This is a genomic window from Noviherbaspirillum sp. Root189, assembly GCF_001428545.1.
Classification (GTDB): Bacteria; Pseudomonadota; Gammaproteobacteria; order Burkholderiales; family Burkholderiaceae_D; genus Noviherbaspirillum.
In genome coordinates, this window is sequence record NZ_LMHZ01000067.1 from 71940 (window position 1) to 94542 (window position 22603).

Here is a 22603-nt window from a genome sequence, read left to right on the forward strand (position 1 = left end):
CAGGCTATTTCAAAGCCGTCATCGATCCAGGCCTCTCCTGGCCCGTCAGGCTGACGTGTTTGATGAAAGCAGCATTCGCCAGCGGAACGATTGCCGTCGCACTTTTCTTTATCTATGCGATCGTGCTGATTCCGTTCACGCCAAGTATTGCCGACCTGCGCAAGGCCAAGGCGGAAACACCGAGTGTCCTGATGTCCAGCGACGGCAAGGAACTCGCTGTCTTTAAACGACTGAATCGTGAATGGGTCAAACTCGACGAAATCTCGCCATATATCGTCAAGGCGCTGATTGCCACCGAAGACCACCGCTTCTACGAACACCATGGCGTCGACCTGAAGCGAACCGCTGCGGGAATCTTGCGCACCATTCAAGGCGACCCGGAAGGCGGCTCAACGCTGACACAGCAACTTGCGCGCAATCTGTATCCGGAGGAAATAGGACGCAAGCGGACCATCAATCGCAAACTGAAGGAATTGATCACCGCGCTGAAGATCGAGTATGCGTACTCCAAGGATGAAATCCTGCTGACTTATCTGAACACAATGCCGTTTTTGTACAACGCATTCGGTATTGAAATGGGCGCGCGCACCTACTTTGATAAACCCGCGGGGAAGCTTGATGTTCTCGAAAGCGCGACCCTTGTTGGCATGTTGAAGGGAACCAGTTACTACAACCCCGTATTGAACCGCGAGCGTGCGCAAAAGCGACGCAATGTCGTGATGTCGCAGATGGTCAAACGCGGTGTGCTGAGCAGTGCCGAATTCGAGCGCCTGAAACGTCGGCCGATCCGCCTCGATTTCGAACGCCAACCCGAGCCTTTTGGTAGCACGCCACATTTCGCCGCGCATGTCCGTAAGTGGCTGATCGAATGGGCGGACCGCAATGATTACAACCTGTATTCCGACGGCCTCGTGGTGTATTCGACAATCGATTCGCGTATGCAGGCATTCGCCGAACAAGCGATAGCCCAACAGACTCAGCTATTGCAGTCGGTGTCGGATGGCGAAAAGGGCGTCAGCCCGATGCGCAGGGTAGCCTACGGTTTCAATACACACCATGATTCACAGCGGCGGGTGCCGCCGCCGAGCCGCTTCTGGCGCACACATGACGATCTGCTCAACGCATTCGTGCGCGAATCGAGTCCGTATCGTGCTGCGGTCGATGCGGGAACGCCGCCAGAAATCGCAATGAAACAGATCAGGGAAAATCCGGAATTCATCGCGCGCCTGAGCGCAGACAAGACCCGGCTGGAAAGCGGTTTTGTTGCTATCGACCCGACCAATGGCCATGTCAAGGTATGGGTTGGCAGCCGAGACTTTGCAGTCGACCAGTTCGACCATGTGGCACAGGCCAGGCGCCAGCCCGGCTCGACATTCAAACCGTTTGTGTACGGCGCGGCGCTTGAACAGGGAATGTCACCAGATACACGGTTTACCGACATGGCCGTCGAAGTCCCGCTGGGCAACGGCAGTGTATGGCGACCCACCGATGCAACTGGACCGAGTGGCCAGCCGATGGCGCTACGCGACGCGCTGGCCTATTCTAAAAATACGATTACCGCTCAGGTGATGCAGGAAGTCGGGCCCGGAAAAGTGGCAAACTTTGCGCGACGCCTGGGCGTGAATCAAAGCATTCTCGACCCGGTCCCGGCCTTGTCGTTGGGTACGAGTCCCGTGACGCTGCTGGAAATGGTGTCCGCTTACAGCACGATCGCCAGTGGCGGCGAGTTCCGCAAGCCTGTAATGGTGAGTCGTATTGCGGACCGGAACGGCAAGGTACTGGAAACGTTTACTAGCGACGGCACACGTGCCATCTCGGGCAAAACCGCATACGATCTGATCGACATGATGCGTGGCGTGGTGAAGCAGGGAACGGGGCGGCCTATCACTACCCGCTTTGGACTGCGTGTAGACCTCGCCGGAAAAACAGGCACCACACAGGATAATACGGACGGCTGGTTTATCCTGATGCATCCGCGCCTGGTAACCGGTGCATGGGTCGGCTTTAATGATGCACGCATAACGATGGGCAATAGCCAATGGGGACAAGGCGCGCGCACTGCATTGCCAATGGTTGGAGAATTTTACCGGCGAACATTGCACGCAAGGTTTATCGATACCGACGCACGTTTCGCGCCTCCGCCCGATTCCTTCTTCGCATCGCTGCTGGATAAAGTGTATGGCTTTTTCGGGATGAAGGAGGCGGTGCCAGTAGCTCCACCGCCGCGTAAGCTGCCCGTTCAAGTACGGCATACCTCACCATCACCACCTCCAGCTGTCGTACCCGATATTCGTTCGGTGGAAATGGAGCGGATCGCAAATCAGGCACGTGAGGCCGGGTCGGCGTTTGGCGCAGCGCCAGACACGCAAGAAGGTGTGCTGCAAGAGCAGGAGCAGATTATTGACGACGGCAACCGTGGAACGGTTTTGATGTTCGGCGACCCAAAAGAGGGCGCTGCGGCAAACTAATACCTTCTCCACGGCCTTTGTGGATACTTGCCATACGCGATGCATTTAGCTCTGGTCGCGCGAAGTGCGTGAAGTCGTGTTTCGGACATCACGATTGACCCTGAAAATGACTGCAGGGCTACCCGGCCAGCAAAATCACAACTGCCGGAACAGCAAAAGGATAAATGAATGACGAGAAAAAGGGGCGTGTGTCCACGCCCCTTAATATTTGCCACCCGCAGTTTCTTTTACTTGCCTTATACCAATCCCAACCCATAACGCACCATGAGATCGCGTCTTTTTTCGTCTGCCTGCGTTGCACTCGTCGTCAATAGCCCGCTATTGACTCCTCCTGCGCCTTGCCAGTCAAAAAAATCCATCGATCTCATTTGTCACGTTACACCGGCTGACCTTTTTCTTGCCTTCCTTGTCTGACGTACCGTTGTCCAGCGGGGACTTCTTCGGTGATTCCGGATTGACGCAACCGATACAAAAACCAACTTTGGCCCCATCGACAACCACAATTCCGCTGACCGGGGACGGAGGCAAACCACCGCCGTTCAATTCTGTCGAACGGTATTTTCCGGTGAACAGATCCACACTATAGCTGCGTGCGGTACCCAAGTCGGATGTACAGGAATTGGCACTTGGCGCTGTCGGCTGATTGGTACCAAAGTAAGCGGTACCGCCCACCGTCACCGGTGCATTGACCGCTTTTTCCCCGGTATTCAAGGTGATGAAATAACCGCTGCCTGTGCCGTCGTAATCGGTGCTGGTTACATTACGCAACGACGACTCGGTGGCGGTTGTCATACCCGTTGCATCTTTGCCTGTCTTGAGATCCTTGATGGCATACAAGCGATTGGTCACCGAGTAGGCCGAGCCGGCACTGGTATTGTACGTAGGATGCTCACGGTCGCCCGAGCCAACCATCACGAGGTCATAGGCGGTCGTCGAACCATTTACACCTACCGGAACGACGCTTGGCCCGAAGAAGAATTTGCGCGGTATGGTTCCCGATGCGCAGGCGCCCGTGCTGCAGCCAAGTGCGGCCAGTTTATTCACCGTCCACTTATCCGGCGTGCTGCCGGCGGTTGGCTCAAGATCAACGCGCCAGATGTTGCCACCCATATCGACCGCGTACAGCCGTTCTACGTAGCCATCGAAATCACGATCCAGCGGCGTAATGTCGGCTGGGATACTGTAATTCATATCAGCGACTGCGCATGACGCCGAACTGCTGGTGCCGCTGCATGCAGTCGATCCGGCGGATGGGCCTGCTTTCCAGATTACATTGCCGGTCACCGCATCCAGGATAAAGATACCGCGTCCCATAGTGTCCGCGAGTGGCGGTTCACTGTCCTGTGTCGTGCTATAGCCGGCGCCAATGATCAGCACCGGGTTGGACCAGCCTTTGACAACGGCCAGACGCGGACGGGCCCAGGTTTGTCCAAGTTCCGCCATGTCGGTGTCGGTGAATGATTTTTTCCACATCACTCTAGGCGCTGTCGGCGTGGTTACGTCCAGCGCATACATGAAACGTCCGCCGCGGCGCATGGTCAGGTAAATATATGACTTGTCGATGGTGCCGTCTGCCTTCAGCTTCTGATACACCCCAGGCGAGCCGTCGACGAAATAGTCTTTTGGTTGCGGGTTCAAGCTGGAACTGGTCTTAGGGAATTTCACCAGCGGCGTATTTTCACGTTGACGCTTCAGTTTTGGATAGAACTCCGGCAGCACCAGCCCCCACAATTCGCCACCCGGCGGTACGGAACCAATCGAAGTTGTCTGGTTGCCATTCACTGCACGAAATACGCCGTCGTTTGTCCCATAAAAAACCACAATGGATTCCGGACTGCCGCCGTAACTCAGTACGACCGGACGAGAGTGGAGTGCATCGCCGTGAATCGAGGGACGGACGGTGACGGTATCGCCAGGTCCTTTCTCGGCGCCGGTATTGTCTTCCCCACGTACCCAATTGATCAGGGTGTCGCGCTCGGTAGAACTTGAAACACCCAGCGCAGCCGTCGTAATGGCAGAGTTGGACTTGGCAAAGATGTTTGCACTGTTTGTCAGCTCATTTGAGCAACCGGAACCGCTTGGGCAATAGGTGTACAGCTTTCGCGGATTATCACTGGATTGTGCCGTCGCACTAAAGTTGCTTGTCAGGTTGGCCAGGCGCAACTGCTGCGCAGCGCCACCTTTTTCAACCACTTCGCCATCTGGTGAGTCGTAGGCCAGACCCACACCCTGCGGATTGTTTTTCCAGAAGCCGCCGATGCTATCCGGTGCGGTCGCGATGTTCTTGGTCGTCCAGAAACTGATCGCATTTGGCGACAGGAAGCCGGTACTGCCAGAGCTGATTGCATCAGCGCCGGTGCTATCGGCAAGCTGAACCATGTTCAGGTTGGTATTGAACTTGAACTTGTACTGCTTCAGGTTACCCATCCAACGCGGAGAGCCGGTGGCATCCGGGCGGAACATCCCCATATAGATCTGATTCAGATAGCTGCCTTGCGTATTCACGCTCACCGGCAAGCTGGAAGAAGAAAACACGCTGTTGACCGCCTGCACTTCATTAAAAATCTTTAGCAGCGCATCCTTGATTTGCGAATAATTCGAGGTCGGAAAATATTTGCCGCCGCCGAAGTCGGCCATGCTCTTCATCAGCGCCGGATAATCCGGTTTGCAGCTGTTGCCGATCAAGCCAACGGTGTAGGTTGTGATATTGGTTTTGCCGCCATTCACACCGCTGGTATCGGTCTGCGCCATATAACGCGCCCATTCATCGGCATACAAGCCGGAAGAATCGGTATGGTTTCCCATTGTGTAACTGCCGCAGCTGAAGACATCAGCCGAAGGCGTCGGTAGTGTACAAGTGCTTGTTCCTGTCTTGAAAGGCAAGCGACCGAACGTGCCGTAGCAACCGGATGGAATCGTGATCGCAAGCTTTTGTGCCACAGTGACGCCGGGCGCGGTATTCAGTGCTGAACTCGGGCTCGCATTGCCGCCCTCGCCGGGCGTGCCCGAGTTGGTGAATGCATTGCCTACAAAGATGACGAAGTTATTCTGGCAACCGCTATTTGTCGGTTGGATACCAGCATAGTTGCGTCCGGAAAGGCCGGTTCTTCCAGCGAAATAGGCCCACGCTTCCTGCATGGTGGCACCGGTTTGTTCACTGCTCGCCTTGATATTGTTGATGCCATTACCTGAGGTCTCCCAGGAACGTATCCAGGTAAGGAGCGCCAGCTTGTTCGCAGCGGTCATCGGCACGATTGGCCTGACCAAACAGCCACCATTTCCCCCGCTGGCGCATCCGTATCCTGTCAGGCCGTTTGCGTTATAGAACATCATCCCCAAGTTGATTTTTGCTTCACCATCTGAGGCAACATCAAGACCCTTGATGACATTGTAAAAGGCGCATTGCTCAATGCCGCCCGCGGTGCCATTCAACGAGGGCGCAGTGCCGTCATCGTCATAGGTGCAATTTCCGGCCGACGCGGAAAAGTTCGCCGCATTATCAAGCACCAGCAAGACATTTGGCCGGTCGCCGCTGTCGGAAATCTTGTCATAGATGTCAATGTCTTCCGCGTAGAGCAAGGCGGGTGCCGCCATTGCGGCGACAAGCAAATAATGAACCAGAATTTTTGCTGATTTCATGGTGGTGCCTCCAGACGGGCGGTGCGATTGTTTCGACATGAGGGGATATGGCATTGCCAGGACTAAGATGGTGAATTAGCAGGACGTAGGTTTATAGAACCGCTGGCTCAAACCTTGTCCCTGCGTGACACGCACCCCTGTGTCCGCATCATCGATGTTGGCCTTGATGCTCCATAGCTGCTGATTGCACTTCGACGGTGGCGGAATGGGTTTTCCATCCTTGTCAAAGATCGGCTGACCGGGATCATCGTTGAAGCAGATGCGGTCATCCTCGTTGCTCGTGTTCAGGGAAGGATCATCGTTACGGATAGGCGTCGTGTTGTCGCAGACCGGGGACTCGACAACCACAGGGTAGGTCACCGCGCCCATCGTTACCGGAACAGTCTGTTGCTCGGTGACGTTTGCAAAATCGCCGCTGACTACTTCTTCGATCGCCTGCTGCGCGGCAGCTGTCGCCTCGGTCTTGACTTGCATGTTCCCTGCAATGCGGGTATTGGACGTCCCGGTGCGGATCGATGACACGACCAGCAGTGTCAGGACCACCAGCATCACGAGGCTGACAATCAGCGTGACGCCTTCTTGTTTACGCATCCTCATTGCGCTCTCCTTCCGCTGGGGTTCACTGCGCGGATTGTTTCGCTGAAAACATGGCGTTTATAGCGATCGTCAAAGGGGCCAACGTTTCCTTCCAGTCCAAGGCTGTAGGTCTTGTCGTCCGTATATCCTCCGCTCGCGTCGGGATTGCGGGACAGGATATGCGCACGTACGGTCATGACGTTCCACCAGTCCGTTGCGACCAGCTCGGTGCTGCCATCCTGGGCATAAGTCCCGGTCGTGTAGTAGTCCGGTGCGCCGTCGTTGTCTTTGTCGATGCCGTAGTCGAACTGCACGTTCTGTATGCCTTCAACCAGGGGCGTGTTGATAAACGCCGTACTGCCTGCGCTGACGCCTAGCGCAAGCCGCTTGAGCGTTGGGATCGGGTTGCCGTTGTCATCGCTCGCGCCGGAACAGGTGGTTCCGGTCGCCGGCTTGTTGCACGGGCTGACATAGTAGATATGGACGAAGAATCTGTGCAAATCGGCAACGGCCCCATCCATTTTTTTGAGGGTGAACACGCGTGGTTCTGATGTATCTGGTCCGATTCCCACCTGCCGTTTAAAGACTTTTGATGTATCGAGTCCGGCCTGGATGTAAGCCTGCCCCGCCTCGGCGCCAGCTCCGGAAGGATCGAGCGTAGTGACGTTGGTGTCTGCTCGCCGTATCACGAGAATATCGGTGCCGGACAGATGGTTCGCATCCGCCAGGCAGGCGGCCAGCGCAGTGGGAACGGTGGTCGGCGAATCGTATCCCTGGATGGCAACCGGCAATGCCGCATCAAGCTCTGCGACCGATGCCGCGCAGGGATCCGGAAGTGTCGCGGAAGCGCCCGCAACAGGAAAATCGAGCGCTATGTTGAAGTACGCGCCGTAGTAGCCCGCCAGTTCAATGTCATCCCGCAAAACCTGAATTGCATAGCGGCCGTTTTCAATCTGGCGGCTGGTGTTATTGAGTTCGCGACTGGTGCTGCTTTGCTGGCTGATGAGCGTCGTGACGCCGGCGACCAGAACCAGGCCCAGGGTAATCGCAATCATCAGTTCGACCAGCGACAAGCCGCGTTCACGTTTGAACGGGGGGAATGGGCGTGTCGACCTTGGCTTCATCCGATACCGCGCGCTTGTTTTCATGATGGATGTCATCCGAGCTCACCAATTTTCAATGTGATGCCAACGACACGACGTTGCTTCTCATCGCCATACAGATCTTTGCCGCAGGTCCATCCGTCCGGCGGTGCCGCGGTCTTGGATAACCCCTGCCAGGCGACGGTCACAAGATAGATACTTGTCGTCGAATCAAAACTGATGCAGCCGCGCGCACCGATCATCGCGCCCACATCGTTATTGTCTGCATTCTTTTCCGATTCGCCGTTCAGCAGGCTATGCCACTCCTTCAAGTCTTGAATGGCGCGTGCATTCTGGTCGGCGGTTCCCGTTGTACAGGTAGGCTCGGTCAACGTCCCTCCGCCCCCGACCGCCGGTGTGCCGGATGTACTGTCGGTGAATACGTAGCATGACGCCACCTTGCGATTGGCGTTGATTCTGGACGCCATGTCCTGCAACAGGACCAAGGCTTGCGCACGTTGATACGATTCGAGTTCGGAGCGTTGGCTTTGAATCATTGTGCCTGCCAGGCCAAGCAGGCCAAGCAGCAGGATAACCAGTGCAACCAGCACTTCAATCATGCTGACGCCACGTTGTTTGGCTATGTTGGCTATTCGAGTTTGGTGGGGCTTCATGAGCACGTCCCGGTACGTGTTGAGGGCAGGCCACTGAGGTCCACTGTGACGCAACGTATTGCGTTACTCCCTGTGATTTCGAATTGCGGTGTGCTGCCATCAACGCGTCCATCGGAACGATACGTAAATTCCGCGCTTGGCCCGGCGACCGTCAGTCCGGAAAGGGCAGCTTGCTTGCTCAGGACCGTAGTGGTCCCGCTGACCGTGACAGTGACCGTCCATCCATTTTTCCAGCCGTCCGTCGCGGGAGTCAGCACCACTTCACGATTCCGTTTGATCGCTTCGCTGCGCGCAAGCGTCAACGCGGAATAGAGGTCAAAAGAGGCGCTGCGGACTGCCATGCCCTTGATGAATTCGGAAAACGAGGGAACGGCAATGCCCAGCAAAACGCCGGTAATGGCGACGGTCACCAGCAATTCGGGAAGGGTAAACCCCGATTGGGTTTGTGCCTTGGGTGAATGCCGGGAAAAAGTTCGCGCATTCATCATGATTACCAGCAGCCGGCAACAGTGCCTGTCCCGGTAATACCTTTTGTGCCGTCCTGCGTAAGCGTCAGGTTCGCGCACTTGGTATCACTGCTTGCCTGGGCACCGGTGGCAGTGGCAGTGATTGTAAAGGTGGTAGCAGTTACATTCCCAAGTGTAATCGTGTAGTTGCGCGAGACATCGCCTGGCACCGCGACCACATCATCGACAACGCTTGAGTACTCCCGTTTGTCGAGACGGTACTGCTCCTGCTTATTTGCGAGTTGCAGCATGACATTCTCCGCCGAAGTCCTGTTGGTTTTTACGACGTGGTCCCGGTATGACGGGTAAGCGATTGCCGAAAGGATGCCGACAATGGCCACGGTGACCATCAGTTCGATAAGTGAGAAACCATTACTGCCGGGGTGACTTTTAGTGTTCACTTTGCTGTGCCTGGAAGTTTCCTTGGTGCAATAAATATACCTTTATTGTTGTCGCAAGGGAATTTATTCCGATAAGCGGCATTTTTTGGTGAGTCAGCGGTAAAAACTGTGGCGGGCTGTGGCAGTGCGGTTGTCTATGGTGTCAAGCCGGCGACCTTGAAGGCGGCCTTCGGTGTGGATCTGGATATATGCATGGCAGGCAAGCACATTACGTACGCATAAAGAAATTTATTGCGAAAACATAACAGGTCGCCAAGGGAATACCCTTAATGTAGGTTTGCAAATCTTCAACACTCGTTAAGATCGATGCGGGGCAGAGCAGGGGCATGATCGCGGGTCAATTTCGGCAATGAACATGGCCCAAAACAAAGGCCGCACGTGCCTTGATGTGGGCGTTCGCTTAAAGCAGCACCGCTTGTCTGAAGACAGAATCTTTACTTGCAGTTACGCAGGAAAATAATGAATCCTTCGTTTTGGCATGACAGTTTCTTCTATGCGGCCGCGGCCTTCTTCGCGATTGCGTTGCTTTTACTTGTCGTGATCTGGTCGGTCCGTCGCCATCGCTCTCCCACATTACATGTCAGCTCTGACCTGGCAATCGACCAGCTAGTCCCGTCGCTTGCCGGACTGACGCTTGGCACGGCGGTAGCCGGTAATTCTGTCGAAGTTTTCGAAAACGGCGCCTTCTTTGAAGTTCTGCTACAGAGAATTCAATCGGCACGGCATGGCGTGCATTTTGAAACCTTCCTTTGGAAGGAGGGCGTACTTGGACAGCGCGTGGCTGATGCGCTTTCGGAGCGGGCACGCGCCGGTAAGCATGTGCGCGTGCTGCTCGACGCGACCGGATGTAAAAAGCTGGGAAAGGGGGCTCGTCGCCAAATGGAAGAGGCTGGATGCAAGCTGATTTTCTTTCACGACAAAAGGCTGCGTAACATCGGATTGCTCAACGACCGTGATCATCGCAAGCTCGTCGTCATTGATGGTCGTGAAGCCTTTGTCGGCGGGCACTGCATCGTAGATAGCTGGTTGGGCGATGCGCAAGACAACGCGCATTTTGGAGATATCAGTGTCCGGTTGCGGGGACCCATCGTCAACAGCATCCAGGCCGTGTTTAGCGAGAACTGGGTCGGCCAGACGGGGGAGCTATTCGTTGGCGACGAAGTGTTCCCGCACCTGGAGCCTGCTGGCGATGTATTGATCCATGCGGCGTTTGTAAAACCAGAGTGTTCTGCGCCGGCCGTCAAGATTCTTCATCACACAGCAATCTGCCTTGCCCGAAAACGCATATGGATCCAGAACCCGTATTTCATTCCCGAACCTGAGGCGATCGACGCGTTTGGAGACGCTGTGGCACGCGGGGTCGATGTTCGCGTATTGATGCCGTCCGCGCATGCCTCCGACAACCCCATGGTTCAGCACGCCGGTCACCGTAATTTTGAAAAGTTGCTGAAATGTGGAGTGCGCTTGTTTGAGTATCCCAATACCTTGCTGCATCAGAAAATCATGACGATCGATGGCGTCTGGTCCGCGGTCGGATCAAGCAACTTCGATGACCGGTCTTTCGATACCAATGATGAAATTACCTTGGGGATCCTGGACGCGGCTACTGCGAGCAGGCTCGATGCCGTCTTTGAAAAATATGTCCCTCTGTCGAAAGAGATTGAACTGGAGAGATGGAGTAAGCGCGGGACCTGGCATAAATTGAAAGACAATGCGGTCTATCTGCTTAATGAAGTTCTTTGACCCGGTCGAATCCACGTGCGAATTCCAGCCCGGTGCGCCAGCCCGGTGCGCCAGCCCGGTGCGCCAGCCCGGTGCGTTGGCGTCTATTTGCCGGACGTGTGCGCAGCTGTTTCCATTCGACGGTAGATTTCCTGGCGAAGCTGTGCAAACTGTTCCCGTGTGCGAGCCGCAACGGTGTTCATTCCCAATCCAAATGGCAGCTGTATGTTCGGAACAGACTCGCTTCGGTATTCGATGATGGTTGCGTTACCACGTTCGATAAGTCGTGTGTGCGCAAATCCGCTGGTAATTGTTCCTCCCACTGCTTCTGAGCGAATCTCCTGGTACGGTTGCAGTGTGACATCGCGAACCGACTCAAATGGAAAACGCAGTAGCCCAAAGTTGACGACCCCGGTCTGTTCAACACGGATTCGGTCTGGTGACTGTTGAATCGCCCTGCTCGAATTGATTCCGGGGAAGAACGACGCCATATGGTTATAGTCGGTGAGTACTTGCCAGACTTGTCTGGGACTGGCATTCACGGGCATGCTTACGTCGATCAACACCGCGTTGCCTTCATGGCGAACGTCGACGTGCACGTCGCTTTGCACAGCAGCTGGAACGTCTTGCGCGTAGGCCGCATGACAGATGGCTGCGACGAATATGAAACGGCTGAACCGTATCGGGACATTCATGATGATGGCCTGGTGTACAGCATGAGGTTTTGACCATCCGCATGTCGCAGAGTTGCCCGAGCGCTGCGCAGGAAAAATCTTGCGGGTCGGCCAATGTACCCGGTCAGGCCATCAAGGTGCAAAATCGACACCCCCTTGATCTATCTCAAGCGCATGCGGCCATCTGAATCCGTTTGACCATCCGGACAGTATGTACCGGTGCAGCTCGGCGGTTTTCGCTTCCTTATTTGTCCGTCCTTTAACAGGAGATATTCATGCGCAATTCTATAACCAGCCAAGTGCTACTACCGACGCTTATGGCGTCGGTAGTAGCCGGCATTTTTACCGGACCAGTCATGGCATCAAGCCATCGGGAATCCCCTTTTCTTACGGAACAGCCCAAGGTTGACGCAACGGATCTTTATCTTTTTCGCAGTTACGAGGCCGGACGCCAGGACTATGTGACGGTCATGGCCAACTATATTCCATTTCAGGATCCGTTTGGCGGTCCGAACTTTTACCAGTTCGATGAAAACGGCTTGTATGAAATCCATTTCGATACGAACGGTGACGCCAGGGAAGACATCACGTTTCAGTTTCATTTCAAAAATACGCCAAAAGGTGCGGCACTCCCGGTCGGTGGCAAGCTGGTAAAAATCCCCTTGATCAACGCCGGTCCAATCAATACAGTCAATCCGCCGACGCTGAATGTCCGCGAGACCTATACCATTGATGTCGTCAAAGGCGATCGCCGCACAGGTCCCCGAACTCCGGTAACCATGGGAGGCGGCGCACGCGAGTTCGACAAACCGGTCGACAACATCGGTGACAAGACCTTCGGCGGTGCCGATGGTTACGAGAAATATGCGGGCCAGCATATTTATGACGTTGCCATTCCCAACTGCGGCAACGGCCGGGTCTTTGTGGGGCAGCGTAAGGACCCTTTTTATATTGCGGTCGGCAAGACCTTCGACCTGATCAACCTGAATCCGCTGGGTGCCGAGGCAGGCGGTAACGAGAATAATCTTGAACGCAAAAACGTCAGCACGATTGCCATGGAAATTCCAATTTCGTGCCTGACCAACGGCAATGGAGGTGATCCTGTCATCGGCGCCTATACCACCGCGAGCAAACGCCAGGGTCGCTTGATCGATCCGACGCCAGGTCCCGGGTTGAACACGGCCAGCAAAGAAGGCGGTGCATGGACCCAGGTATCGCGTCTGGGCATGCCGCTGGTAAATGAAGTCGTGATCGGCATGGACGATAAAAACCGGTTCAATGCGTCCAGGCCGAGCGGCGACGCACAGTTCATCGACTACGTCACCCATCCGACGCTCCCGGCCCTGATTCAGACCTTATTCCCATCCGCACCAGCACCGACCAACTTTCCACGCACGGATCTGGTGACAGTGTTCCTGAAAGGCATCGAGGGCGTTAACCAGCCGAAGAATGTCGTACCGTCAGAAATGCTGCGCTTGAATACATCGATCGCTCCAACCGCACGCGAGGCGCAGAATCCGCTCGGTGTGGCTGCCGGCGACAACGCGGGCTTCCCGAACGGACGGCGTCCGGCAGACGATGTGGTCGATTTGTCGCTGCGTGTGGCAATGGGTGCGCTGTGCGTGCTGACCGGACAGAACGACGCGTTGAAAGTCGGTTGCAAACCTTCCGATGCGCCTGCTGGCAGTGCCGCTCTGACCGATGGCGTACGCAAGACCGCTGCGGACTTCAAGGCAGCCTTCCCGTACTTTACTGCACCGATCTCGGGCAATGCCGCGGCCCAATAAGGGATAAAGGAGAAACTTATGTTCAGCAAACGTTTTTTCTTCAGTGCCGTAGCAGGCACGACCCTGTTGCTCGGGCTCGCGGGCTGCGGCGGTAGTGGCGGCGATAATGGCGTCGGCTCCGGTACTGTTGCAGCAACCCCGGACACTGGCGCGGCGAACGACGCCGCGCAGTCGGTCGTCAGTGATTCATTCTTTGCACGGGTACTTGCGATTATTGCAGATACCTCCGATACCGCAGAACCACGAGCGATTGAATCAACGACGGCCGTGACACCTGAAGAGACGCAACCGCAACCGCAACCGGTAAGTTAATTTGCCGATCCGCTGACCGCAGTGAATCGATCACAGATTCCATACCGGTCAGCAATAGGAAAAAGCCCGCTGCTAGCAGCGGGCTTTTGTCAGACATGCGCGATAGATCATTGCACAGTCCTTTCCTGGAGGCATTCCGCGATTGAGGAAGCGAAATCAAAAAATAAGTTTGAGTACGCCGGTCAACGTCAACAAACCGATCAGGAAAATGATAACGACAATCCATAACAGTATTTTCATTCGGAGCTCCAGGCGTAGGTTGTAAGGAATGATGCTGAGGTCGACACCGCTTAAAACGGCGCGTCATGCCAGTAAAGCAATTGTTAAAAGACCGACAAGTACTGAACCTCAAAGTTCCTGCGGCAACTTGCATACAACCTACACATGATTTGTCGCAAGGCCTCGCAGCCCTATACTTAGACAATAAACAAGGTCGGGCTAAAAAGGAAAGCAGTCTCATGCACAGGAGGCAAGCGTGTACCTTGAGGCAAAGACAGCAGATGAAGCCTTGGCTGCGACACGGGTATCGCGCTGGCGCCTGTACGTGGCGAGATACTGGCTCATCGCACTGGGACTGTTCTTCGCCTGCTGCGTTGGAAGTGCCGGCTTACCTGCTTCCGTTAGCTTGCTGACGGTCGACGACGCCATTGGGCCGGCGACCGCAGATTACATTATCCGGGGTATCGCACGCGCGGAGAAAGACGGGCAGCAACTTGTGATTCTCAAGTTGGATACTCCAGGCGGTCTCGATGTGTCGATGCGATCGATCGTCAAGGCCATACTTGGGTCTCCTGTGCCGATCGCTACCTTTGTTGCTCCTGGCGGCGCACGTGCTGCCAGTGCCGGTACCTATATTCTGTATGCAAGCCACATCGCGGCGATGGCGCCAGGTACTAACCTGGGCGCGGCCACGCCGGTGCAGCTGGGAGGAAACGAGCCACGCGATCCTGACAAGTCCGACAACCGCGGTACCGGCAAACCGGACCCGAACGCGGATAAAAAAGCGGCCGGTGGAAATGAACCGGCATCGCCCATGATGCGCAAACAGGTCAATGATGCCGTGGCCTATATCCGCGGACTCGCGCAAATGCGGGGACGAAATGCGGAATGGGCCGAGCGCGCGGTGCGCGACGGGGTCAGCCTCCCGGCTGAGGAAGCCGTCAAGCTGCGCGTCGTCGATTATGTGGCAGAGGACGTTCCTGCATTGCTTGCACGGCTCGACGGCAAGGAGGTGACGGCAGGTGGCCAAACCAGGACACTGCATACTGCGGGTGCCTCGGTGATCGATGCCCAGCCTGACTGGCGGATAAAAATTCTTTCCACGATTACCAATCCCAGCATTGCCTTACTGCTGCTGACCCTCGGCGTATACGGCATCATCTTCGAACTCATGAGTCCGGGATCTGGCGTGCCTGGTGTAGTGGGAACGCTGCTCCTGCTCATCGGACTGTATGCATTGCAGTTACTGCCGGTGAACTACGCCGGTCTGGCACTGATTCTTCTTGGTCTCTCGTTCATGGTTGCCGAGGCATTCCTGCCAAGTTTCGGTGTCATTGGCGCTGGCGGCATCGGCGCATTTGTCGTTGGCGCCCTGTTGCTGATTGATACCGATGTTCCAGGGTACGGTATTCCTTTTACCGTCATCGCCAGCATTGCCGTGATAAGCGCCCTCGCCCTGGCAGGGATTGCCACGTTGGCAGTCAAAACGCGAAGGCTTTCCGCGCCGCGCAATCCTGATCGCATCGTCGGCAGCGTAGCGGAGGTGATCGATGCCGATGCGGCGGCCAATGAAGCCTGGGCGCAAGTCCATGGCGAAATCTGGCGTGTCGTCAGCTCTGTACCCCTGCATCGTTCCCAGAAAGTCCGGGTTGTCGCCCGTGCCGGCCTAACGCTGGAAGTTGTCCCTGCGGGGCATCATGAAAAAGGAGAATGAGAATGTTTTTTGATTTCAGCTTCGGAATCATTGGCGTTTTAATCGTGCTGATTGCACTGCTTGCCGCATCGATTCGCGTGCTGCGTGAATACGAGCGCGGGGTGGTCTTTCAGCTCGGACGCTTCTGGGGCGTCAAGGGTCCGGGACTCATTATTCTGATCCCAGTTCTACAGCAAATGGTGCGAGTGGACTTGCGAACAGTGGTACTGGATGTGCCGACACAGGACGTTATTTCACGCGATAACGTTTCTGTCAAAGTCAATGCCGTCCTCTATTTTCGCGTCGTCGATCCGGAAAAGGCCATTATTCAGGTGGCCAATTTCTTTGAAGCGACCAGTCAACTGGCGCAGACCACGCTGCGGTCAGTGCTTGGCAAGCATGAGCTGGATGACATGCTGGCGGAACGGGAAAGGCTCAATCTCGATATTCAGCAGGTACTTGATGCGCAGACCGACGCGTGGGGCATCAAGGTTGCCAACGTCGAAATCAAGCATGTCGATCTTGATGAATCGATGGTGCGTGCGATCGCACGACAGGCCGAAGCCGAGCGCGAACGTCGGGCCAAGGTGATCCATGCCGAAGGTGAATTGCAAGCTTCCGAAAAACTGATGCAGGCCGCGCATGTGCTGTCGCAACAATCGGGCGCAATGCAGCTGCGCTATATGCAGACACTCAGCAATATTGCCGGGAATAATTCCTCGACGATTGTCTTTCCGTTGCCGCTTGAACTGCTGACTGGGATAGCCGATGCAGCGACGAGGTCACGCAATACGCCCCCGGCTACGTGAAACGCCTTGACGTACTGAAGCTGGCCTCAGAGGCATCACGATCACTTAAATCTTATGATCGCCTTAAGACTTCTTTGCATGTGAAACACCACGAGCTTGGCACGCCAGTCTAAACTTCGCACGTCGGTCGCCCATCAGTCGTCGCAGTTCGTCGATACTGATTCCGGTCTGTTGTTGTATCGCCAGAAGAAGAGATGCGGCGAGAGGAATACGCCCTCGTCGAATATTTTCAACTACATGGCGCGCTAAGCTTAATCGCTTGGACAGCGCGTAATCACTATTGAGTTGTAAACGTTTGATTAATGCGTCGAACAGGTCGTTCGGGTTAAAGTTTTGCTGGGTAACGGATTGCATTATTTTCTAATCTGGTGGATATCAATGACGTAAGTTATTGACATCAATGGAGAGGCATAGTTCTTGTCACTGCGTTTCCTTGTCTTGAACAAAGTGCTCCCCGCAACAGTCGACCATGCAACAAAAGATTCAGCCAGAGGTCTCGCCGCTACTTGCAGTGGCATGGTCCTGAAGTTGCTTTTTGGCATCTTGCATGCAGGCCGTCCGCTCTGCACTGCTTGTCTGCCGGCAGGCACTATCCGCTCTAATAAAGCAGCTTCAATCCCGGTGGGAGCGAATCACCAAGAAATCCTTTTTGGCTGACTTCGTCCAGTTGCACTTTTCCATGGATCATGGCGATCCAGGCCGCCGGTGCAGTGATGGCCTGTAGCCGCGCCACGAGCCTGTCGCGTACCTCGTCCGGCAAGTCGCGTGCACGGTCACCGGTCGCGCGTGCAAGGTGCGCTGCGGTAAGCGGTGCACCTTGCACGCGCTTCCAGTCAAGCCGCATTAAGCTGTCGATCCAGGCAACGGCAACGTCCGGCGGCACCACGTCGTCCGCGTTTCCATAGAATGGTTGACGCGCGCCGATACGGGCGAGTGCCCATAAGATTGGCCCCTCGTTCGCGGAAGATTTTGCGGAAGCGGAGAGGGACTGGTTCAGCAAGTCGAACAGCCAGTCGCCGATTTCGACCTTATAGCTGGCAGGGATACGTTCAATCGAGCCGACAAGACGCAACATGTCTTCCATACTGCCTCTTACTAATTGAGAAGGGCGCTCTTGCTGTTCTTCGGTGTCGGGCTGGACGTTAAATGCAAAGCTGTCCAGCAATCGCAATTGCGCTTCTTTTTCCAGGCCGCCCGCGACACGGCGCCACATGGTCCACCATTCTGCCGCGACCTGATTGTCAGTTCCGTACTGTGCGCCTGCTTCATAAAGCGACCACAACTGCTTGACTCGCCAGTCGTCCAGGGGATAGCCAAAACCAGGGCGCAAGCAAAAGCCAATGAGATTGAACCACGCCTTTTCATGTTGGGCGGAACGCCGGCGGCCCCGCGCACGCTGCCATAATTCGTCGAATAACTTTCGAAGCAAAGGCATCGTCCATTGCTCGCGATTGCCAATCAGCTTTTCGAGTTGTGCACGGAGCTGCCGTACTTCCCTGGCTTCCACCTTCTGTGCACGCGAACCGAAAATGCGGTCGAGCGCGGCTAGTGCCTGGTCGTATCGCTCCGGCAGCCGTCGCTCGGCGTCGGTTTCTTTCCCGGCCTGATCGGCGCGCAGCTGAAATTCAAGTAGCCATCGCTGACGGGGTTCCTGCGTACTGACGCAATGCAGTTCAAGTGTTCCTACCTCAGTCAACGTGGTTGCCAGTTGCACCGTCACCTGTTGTTTAGCATCGGTTGATTTCGCGTGCAGCACGGTGGCGATCGGTGGCAGGCGAACCACATCATTGGTCGAAAGCTCAAGCAGGTCACCGAGTAAGGGCGGTGACTTGCTGCGATCATCCGTGGAAGAAACCAGGTGAAATCGGACCGGCTGATTCAGGCGCAATGCAAAGACACGTTCGCTCAGCAGGATTTCTTTTCCTTCTTCACTTCCGCGGGGAAAAATGCAGACCGCATTGATCGTTTCAGCGTGAGCCGGATTGGCCGCAGCCTCCGTATCCGGGTTTGCGGAACGGCTCTGAGCCTTGTTGTCCTTGGGTTCCAGTACAAGAAAATAGCTGCGTGCCGAACCTCCGCCGATTCTGGTACCCAGCCCCTGGACGGCGAGCGCATAGGCAACGGCGCCGCGTGCCACTGCTGCATCTGGACGCCGGTTATGCAGTACGCGTAACGGTGCGCCGCGCCACAGCCCGAGGATATGCTCGAGCCGGCTGGATATTGCGCGAGAATGAAACACCCCGCCATTGAGCAGCAGCGTATCGGGAATCAACGAACCGGATGCGCCGTTGGCTTGCGGGTCGTGATCGCTCGCACCATCTGTGCGGCCCGCGTGTTGCATCAAAAAACTTGCGAGATGGCGGGTGATCGCGGGGTCGCTGGCATACGGCAAGCCAAATTCAACAATGCCGCTGCGACGTTGCACGACCCCGTCATGTTGACTGACCAAGGGAAAAAAGCCGTCGACAATCATGCATTCGACTTCTTCCCTTGTCAGATCGGTAGACCGCGTGCCACCGATCAGCCTGGAACCGCTTCCTACCAGCGTGACGGAAGTTTTCGCGGGCGCGTCCAGGGCGAGCAACTCTTCTTTGGCGTTGCGGCAACGCTCAATCAGCTGGGACAACTCGGTGGCTGACAGACGCTTCTGACCGGTTTGTGCGGGTTCAGCTGCCGCTTGATCCTGGGTGAGACGTTTTTCAACGAGATTGGCAAGCACCAGATCCATGTTGTCGCCGCCAAGCATCAGATGCTTGCCGACCCCAACCCTGGTAAGTTGCAGCTGATTGCCTTCGTAAGCGACCTGGATCAGGCTCAGGTCTGTCGTTCCCCCGCCAACGTCACAAATCAGCACCAGGCGCGTTTTATCCAGTTCGGCCGCCAGCTTATCGCGATGCGTGTGCAACCAGTCATAGAATGCGGCCTGGGGTTCTTCCAGTAAGCGAATTTGCGACAGGCCCGCGCGTTTTGCTGCTTCGACGGTAAGTGCCCGCGCGCCCTCGTCAAACGACGCGGGGACCGTCAATACGATGTCCTGCTCTTCCAGCAGCGTATCCGGAAAGCGCCAGTTCCAGGCGGCACGCAGGTAAGCCAGATAGCTTGCACTGGCTTCCATCGGCGATACCTTCAGCACGTCGTCACCTGCGCCCCAGGGCAGGATGGGAGCAAGCCGGTCGACCGCGGTATGGGACAACCAGCTCTTTGCGCTTGCTACCAGCCGGCCGGGCACTTGCGCCCCCAGTCTGCGTGCAAACATGCCGAAGACCACCGGTTGCTCTGCCGCAGGCTTGGCCTCCGTCCACGGAAGGGCAACCGCACCGGCGGGCAGTTCGCCGCGCGCGGCGTGGAAACGCAGCGAAGGCAGGAAGGGCAGGGCTTTGATTTCTCCCGGCCCTACCAGCTGTTCCATGTCAAAGATGCGGATTTCGTCCGAGCCGGATTCGGCGTAGGCGACGACGGTATTGGTGGTGCCAAGATCGATACCGACGCTAAAACGCTTCATCACATGCCTGCCGATTGCCCACGCACGTCAAACTCCACCTTCCAGCGCTCATTGCCATGGCGTGCAACGGCGGACAGTTCAAGCGTGCCGGTCTCGGTGACCCTGGCATGCAGCCTGACCTGGACCACTTCGCCCGGCTGCCGTCCCTCGGCTGGCAGCAGTGACTGGATTTCATTGAGTTCTTCCAGGTCTTCCGGCGGCCAGTAATCAAGGATGGTGCCGATCTGGTCCTGGCGTCGCGTCGACGAACTGAAGAAACGAAAATGCACGGGCTCGCCGACGACGAGACCGAATTCCTGGGTTTCCAGTTCCGCTTCGGTTCCTTCCTCCATGCCAAACGGCGCGATGCAGAGCGCCTGGATCGGCGGTTCCATTCCCGGTATTGCGGGCATGGACGACTCGACGCCGACATAGTAAGCGCGTGCGGTGCCGCCACGAATACGCACGCCACGCCCCTGGCGAACGTAGCCGTGGTATGCCGCACCTCGTGCCACTGCCAGATCAAGATCGGCGCCGGTAAGCTGACGTGCCGGCTGCGCGTTTTCATTCGCGAGCCAGTGGTTGATGGTGGCCAGCGTCCTTTGCACCAGCAGATCGGATTTAAACACGCCGCCATTGAACAGGATCGCCGTGGGGTGAAGGAAACTGGCGCCTGGGTTGGCCTGGCCGGCAAAACCTTCCAGCTCGGACAGGGCGCCGCTCTGTCGTCCCAGGAAAGCCGCGAGATGCCGTGTTACCGCGGCGTCCTGTGCAAAGGGAAGTCCTAGCTGAGTCAAGGCTGCCCGTGCCCGGGTAGCCGGACGTGCGGCGGCATCCACCTGCGGGAAGAAGCCCTCCAGAATCACGGAGGTGACTTCTTCTCTCGTCAGCTCGGTCCGGATGGAGCCGCCGATCAGTTTTGATCCCCTGCTGGGGATAATGACCGGAACACTCTGCACGTCGGATTCGCTCAGCAAGGTCTCTTTCGCCGCGCGGCAGCCATAGGTCAGCGCACGCATCTGCCACGGGTCGAGCGAGGTGCCGTTCGTCCCCAGCTTCCTGGCAATCACATGGGCCAGCGTCAAGTCCATGTTGTCGCCGCCAAGGAGAATATGGTCGCCCACCGCGATGCGATGCGGTTCGAGATTTCCGTCGCGCTCCAGCACGGCAATCAGGGAAAAGTCGGTGGTGCCGCCGCCCACATCAATGACAAGAATGATATCGCCGACCCGGACTTCCTTGCGCCACTGGCCCTGGCTCGACTGGATCCAGCTGTACAACGCGGACTGCGGCTCTTCGAGCAAGGTCAGCGATTCGTAGCCGGCCGTCCTGGCGGCTTCCGCCGTCAGCTCGCGCGCAGCGGGGTCGAACGATGCGGGAATCGTCACCGTGACATCCTGCTGATTCAGCGGTGCGTCCGGATGGGTGTGGTTCCATGCATCGCGCAGATGGACCAGATAGCGGATCGAAGCCTCCAGCGGGGAAACGCGCGCGACTTCCGGCGGCGCGTCGCTGGGCAGGATGGCGGCACGGCGGTCGACGCCCGGATGGCATAACCAGCTTTTCGCACTGGAAACAAGACGGATCGGTGTCGTCGCCCCACGGGTGCGCGCGAGTTCTCCGACAATATAAGGCTGTTCCTGGCCCCAGGGCAGGGCGCGTTCGCCCTGGGCGAATTCATCGCCATGCGGAATATATAAAAATGACGGCAAGAGCGCTTGCCCTTCGACTGCGCCGGGAGCAGTAAGCTGCGGCACATCGAGCACCCCATGCATCGTCTTCTCACCATCGCTGGCGCCAAGATCGATATAGGCAAGGGCAGAGTGGGTCGTCCCGAGATCGATACCGACGGAATAGCGCGCGGCGCTCATAGTTCCACCTCGGCAGGTGCGAGTACCGATGTGTCGTGGTCTTTTGCAAGTTTGGGCAGGCGCACATCAGTCACACGCCAGCCACGATGCGTCAGGCTGCCGCGAAACGGCGCACTACCTACCACGTTTCCTGTCAGGCGGATGGCCGAAGCATCGAAGCCCTCCGGCAAGCTCACCATGCTGCCTTCGTTTTCCTGGCGCACCGGCGCGATCGTGAAGTGCTCGTCCAGTACCTTTCTGCAACCCTCATGGACCACCCGTGCCGCAGCGCCAATCTCGGCATCCGAATAGTTGGCCAGATTCTCTTGCGCGAAGTCGATCAGGCGCGCATCGCGCTGCAGAATGCTTAATAGCAAAAGTGCGGCATCCGGAGTCGCTTCCTTTAATGGTGATACAGCCGGTGCAGGCGGTGTCTCGGCCACCGGGGCCGGGGCAGGCTGGGGCACAGCGGTCTCGACCTTCTCATCGCTTAAGGAATTGATGCGCGTCGCAAAATCGAGATCGGAAAACGTGCGGAAGAATGCGCCAAAGGCAAGCGGAATCCTCCGTAAAAAGGACGGCTTTGCCTTATCCGGCGAGGGTGACTTCGAATCGGTCATTTGTTGCTCCGTTCATTTTTAATTGCAATCGTTTAACGTAGACCATCTTGCAAAGCAGGTAAGTGATGTAACCCCATTCAGGGGCAAATC

18 protein-coding genes are annotated in these 22603 nt (G+C 56.5%); 6 read left to right on the top strand and 12 right to left on the bottom strand.

From position 1 onward, the window contains the following. Nucleotides 1-50: 50 nt before the first annotated feature. Nucleotides 51-2468 carry a penicillin-binding protein 1A gene (locus tag ASE07_RS25195; protein ID WP_442946132.1) on the top strand — a complete coding sequence of 806 codons (2418 nt, stop codon included), beginning with the start codon at nucleotides 51-53 and terminating at the stop codon, nucleotides 2466-2468. Nucleotides 2469-2813: 345 nt separating this feature from the next. On the opposite strand, the gene ASE07_RS25200 is transcribed toward ASE07_RS25195, so the two are convergent. From ASE07_RS25200 to ASE07_RS25225, 6 genes are all read right to left on the bottom strand, one after another. Then, entirely contained in the window at nucleotides 2814-6107 is a 3294-nt protein-coding gene (locus ASE07_RS25200) for a pilus assembly protein (protein ID WP_057293569.1), read from the bottom strand. Between the two features lie 75 nt (nucleotides 6108-6182). Then, entirely contained in the window at nucleotides 6183-6704 is a 522-nt protein-coding gene (locus ASE07_RS25205; RefSeq protein ID WP_057293570.1) for a PilX N-terminal domain-containing pilus assembly protein, read from the bottom strand. After that, nucleotides 6701-7831 (bottom strand): PilW family protein, encoded by a 1131-nt coding sequence (locus ASE07_RS25210; RefSeq protein ID WP_082584504.1) that lies wholly within the window; start codon nucleotides 7829-7831, stop codon nucleotides 6701-6703. The genes ASE07_RS25205 and ASE07_RS25210 overlap by 4 nt, the downstream gene beginning before the upstream one ends. Nucleotides 7832-7839: 8 nt before the next feature. Further along, the gene (gene pilV, locus ASE07_RS25215) at nucleotides 7840-8439 is read right to left on the bottom strand and encodes a type IV pilus modification protein PilV (protein WP_057293571.1); all 600 of its coding nucleotides are present in this window, start codon (nucleotides 8437-8439) and stop codon (nucleotides 7840-7842) included. After that, complete coding sequence (locus ASE07_RS25220) at nucleotides 8436-8927, bottom strand: GspH/FimT family pseudopilin (protein ID WP_057293572.1); 492 nt, start codon at nucleotides 8925-8927, stop codon at nucleotides 8436-8438. Before ASE07_RS25220 ends, pilV begins: the two co-directional genes overlap by 4 nt. Nucleotides 8928-8929: 2 nt before the next feature. Continuing rightward, on the bottom strand, nucleotides 8930-9346 hold the full coding sequence (locus ASE07_RS25225) for a type IV pilin protein (protein WP_235548620.1): 417 nt from the start codon (nucleotides 9344-9346) through the stop codon (nucleotides 8930-8932). A gap of 459 nt (nucleotides 9347-9805) precedes the next feature. Between ASE07_RS25225 and ASE07_RS25230 the strand changes: the two genes are divergently transcribed. Then, nucleotides 9806-11089 (top strand): phospholipase D-like domain-containing protein, encoded by a 1284-nt coding sequence (locus tag ASE07_RS25230; protein WP_057293574.1) that lies wholly within the window; start codon nucleotides 9806-9808, stop codon nucleotides 11087-11089. Nucleotides 11090-11172: 83 nt separating this feature from the next. On the opposite strand, the gene ASE07_RS25235 is transcribed toward ASE07_RS25230, so the two are convergent. After that, nucleotides 11173-11763, bottom strand: coding sequence for an SRPBCC family protein (locus ASE07_RS25235; RefSeq protein WP_057293575.1), 591 nt, complete (start codon nucleotides 11761-11763; stop codon nucleotides 11173-11175). Nucleotides 11764-12017: 254 nt separating this feature from the next. Here ASE07_RS25235 and ASE07_RS25240 point away from each other — a divergent pair, with 254 nt between their 5' ends. Together ASE07_RS25240 and ASE07_RS25245 are read left to right on the top strand one after the other, a co-directional pair. Beyond that, nucleotides 12018-13529, top strand: coding sequence for a DUF4331 domain-containing protein (locus ASE07_RS25240; protein WP_057293576.1), 1512 nt, complete (start codon nucleotides 12018-12020; stop codon nucleotides 13527-13529). Nucleotides 13530-13547: 18 nt separating this feature from the next. Continuing rightward, on the top strand, nucleotides 13548-13841 hold the full coding sequence (locus ASE07_RS25245; protein ID WP_057293577.1) for a hypothetical protein: 294 nt from the start codon (nucleotides 13548-13550) through the stop codon (nucleotides 13839-13841). A 156-nt stretch (nucleotides 13842-13997) separates the two neighbouring features. Here the strand turns inward: ASE07_RS25245 and ASE07_RS31015 are convergent, their stop codons facing one another. Next, entirely contained in the window at nucleotides 13998-14081 is an 84-nt protein-coding gene (locus tag ASE07_RS31015; protein WP_442946133.1) for a hypothetical protein, read from the bottom strand. Between the two features lie 235 nt (nucleotides 14082-14316). Here ASE07_RS31015 and ASE07_RS25250 point away from each other — a divergent pair, with 235 nt between their 5' ends. Beyond that, the gene (locus ASE07_RS25250) at nucleotides 14317-15774 is read left to right on the top strand and encodes an NfeD family protein (RefSeq protein WP_235548621.1); all 1458 of its coding nucleotides are present in this window, start codon (nucleotides 14317-14319) and stop codon (nucleotides 15772-15774) included. A 2-nt stretch (nucleotides 15775-15776) separates the two neighbouring features. Further along, on the top strand, nucleotides 15777-16562 hold the full coding sequence (locus tag ASE07_RS25255; RefSeq protein WP_057293578.1) for a slipin family protein: 786 nt from the start codon (nucleotides 15777-15779) through the stop codon (nucleotides 16560-16562). A gap of 63 nt (nucleotides 16563-16625) precedes the next feature. Here ASE07_RS25255 and ASE07_RS29175 read toward each other — a convergent pair whose 3' ends face one another. From ASE07_RS29175 to ASE07_RS25270, 4 genes are all read right to left on the bottom strand, one after another. After that, nucleotides 16626-16916, bottom strand: coding sequence for a hypothetical protein (locus ASE07_RS29175; RefSeq protein WP_156397016.1), 291 nt, complete (start codon nucleotides 16914-16916; stop codon nucleotides 16626-16628). Nucleotides 16917-17160: 244 nt separating this feature from the next. Beyond that, nucleotides 17161-20064 carry an Hsp70 family protein gene (locus ASE07_RS25260; RefSeq protein ID WP_057293579.1) on the bottom strand — a complete coding sequence of 968 codons (2904 nt, stop codon included), beginning with the start codon at nucleotides 20062-20064 and terminating at the stop codon, nucleotides 17161-17163. Continuing rightward, on the bottom strand, nucleotides 20064-21914 hold the full coding sequence (locus ASE07_RS25265) for an Hsp70 family protein (protein WP_057293580.1): 1851 nt from the start codon (nucleotides 21912-21914) through the stop codon (nucleotides 20064-20066). The genes ASE07_RS25260 and ASE07_RS25265 overlap by 1 nt, the downstream gene beginning before the upstream one ends. Further along, the gene (locus ASE07_RS25270; RefSeq protein ID WP_057293581.1) at nucleotides 21911-22513 is read right to left on the bottom strand and encodes a DUF2760 domain-containing protein; all 603 of its coding nucleotides are present in this window, start codon (nucleotides 22511-22513) and stop codon (nucleotides 21911-21913) included. The genes ASE07_RS25265 and ASE07_RS25270 overlap by 4 nt, the downstream gene beginning before the upstream one ends. Nucleotides 22514-22603 lie beyond the last annotated feature (90 nt).

Bases quoted from the DNA above. Each gene is read 5' to 3' on its own strand.
- ASE07_RS25220 (WP_057293572.1), bottom strand. From the start codon at position 8,927: ATGATGAATGCGCGAACTTTTTCCCGGCATTCACCCAAGGCACAAACC.
- ASE07_RS25240 (WP_057293576.1), top strand. From the start codon at position 12,018: ATGCGCAATTCTATAACCAGCCAAGTGCTACTACCGACGCTTATGGCG.
- ASE07_RS31015 (WP_442946133.1), bottom strand. From the start codon at position 14,081: ATGAAAATACTGTTATGGATTGTCGTTATCATTTTCCTGATCGGTTTG.
- ASE07_RS25210 (WP_082584504.1), bottom strand. From the start codon at position 7,831: ATGAAAACAAGCGCGCGGTATCGGATGAAGCCAAGGTCGACACGCCCA.
- ASE07_RS25230 (WP_057293574.1), top strand. From the start codon at position 9,806: ATGAATCCTTCGTTTTGGCATGACAGTTTCTTCTATGCGGCCGCGGCC.
- ASE07_RS25270 (WP_057293581.1), bottom strand. From the start codon at position 22,513: ATGACCGATTCGAAGTCACCCTCGCCGGATAAGGCAAAGCCGTCCTTT.
- ASE07_RS25255 (WP_057293578.1), top strand. From the start codon at position 15,777: ATGTTTTTTGATTTCAGCTTCGGAATCATTGGCGTTTTAATCGTGCTG.
- pilV (WP_057293571.1), bottom strand. From the start codon at position 8,439: ATGAAGCCCCACCAAACTCGAATAGCCAACATAGCCAAACAACGTGGC.
- ASE07_RS25265 (WP_057293580.1), bottom strand. From the start codon at position 21,914: ATGAGCGCCGCGCGCTATTCCGTCGGTATCGATCTCGGGACGACCCAC.
- ASE07_RS25235 (WP_057293575.1), bottom strand. From the start codon at position 11,763: ATGAATGTCCCGATACGGTTCAGCCGTTTCATATTCGTCGCAGCCATC.
- ASE07_RS25205 (WP_057293570.1), bottom strand. From the start codon at position 6,704: ATGAGGATGCGTAAACAAGAAGGCGTCACGCTGATTGTCAGCCTCGTG.
- ASE07_RS25245 (WP_057293577.1), top strand. From the start codon at position 13,548: ATGTTCAGCAAACGTTTTTTCTTCAGTGCCGTAGCAGGCACGACCCTG.
- ASE07_RS25200 (WP_057293569.1), bottom strand. From the start codon at position 6,107: ATGAAATCAGCAAAAATTCTGGTTCATTATTTGCTTGTCGCCGCAATG.
- ASE07_RS29175 (WP_156397016.1), bottom strand. From the start codon at position 16,916: ATGCAATCCGTTACCCAGCAAAACTTTAACCCGAACGACCTGTTCGAC.
- ASE07_RS25260 (WP_057293579.1), bottom strand. From the start codon at position 20,064: ATGAAGCGTTTTAGCGTCGGTATCGATCTTGGCACCACCAATACCGTC.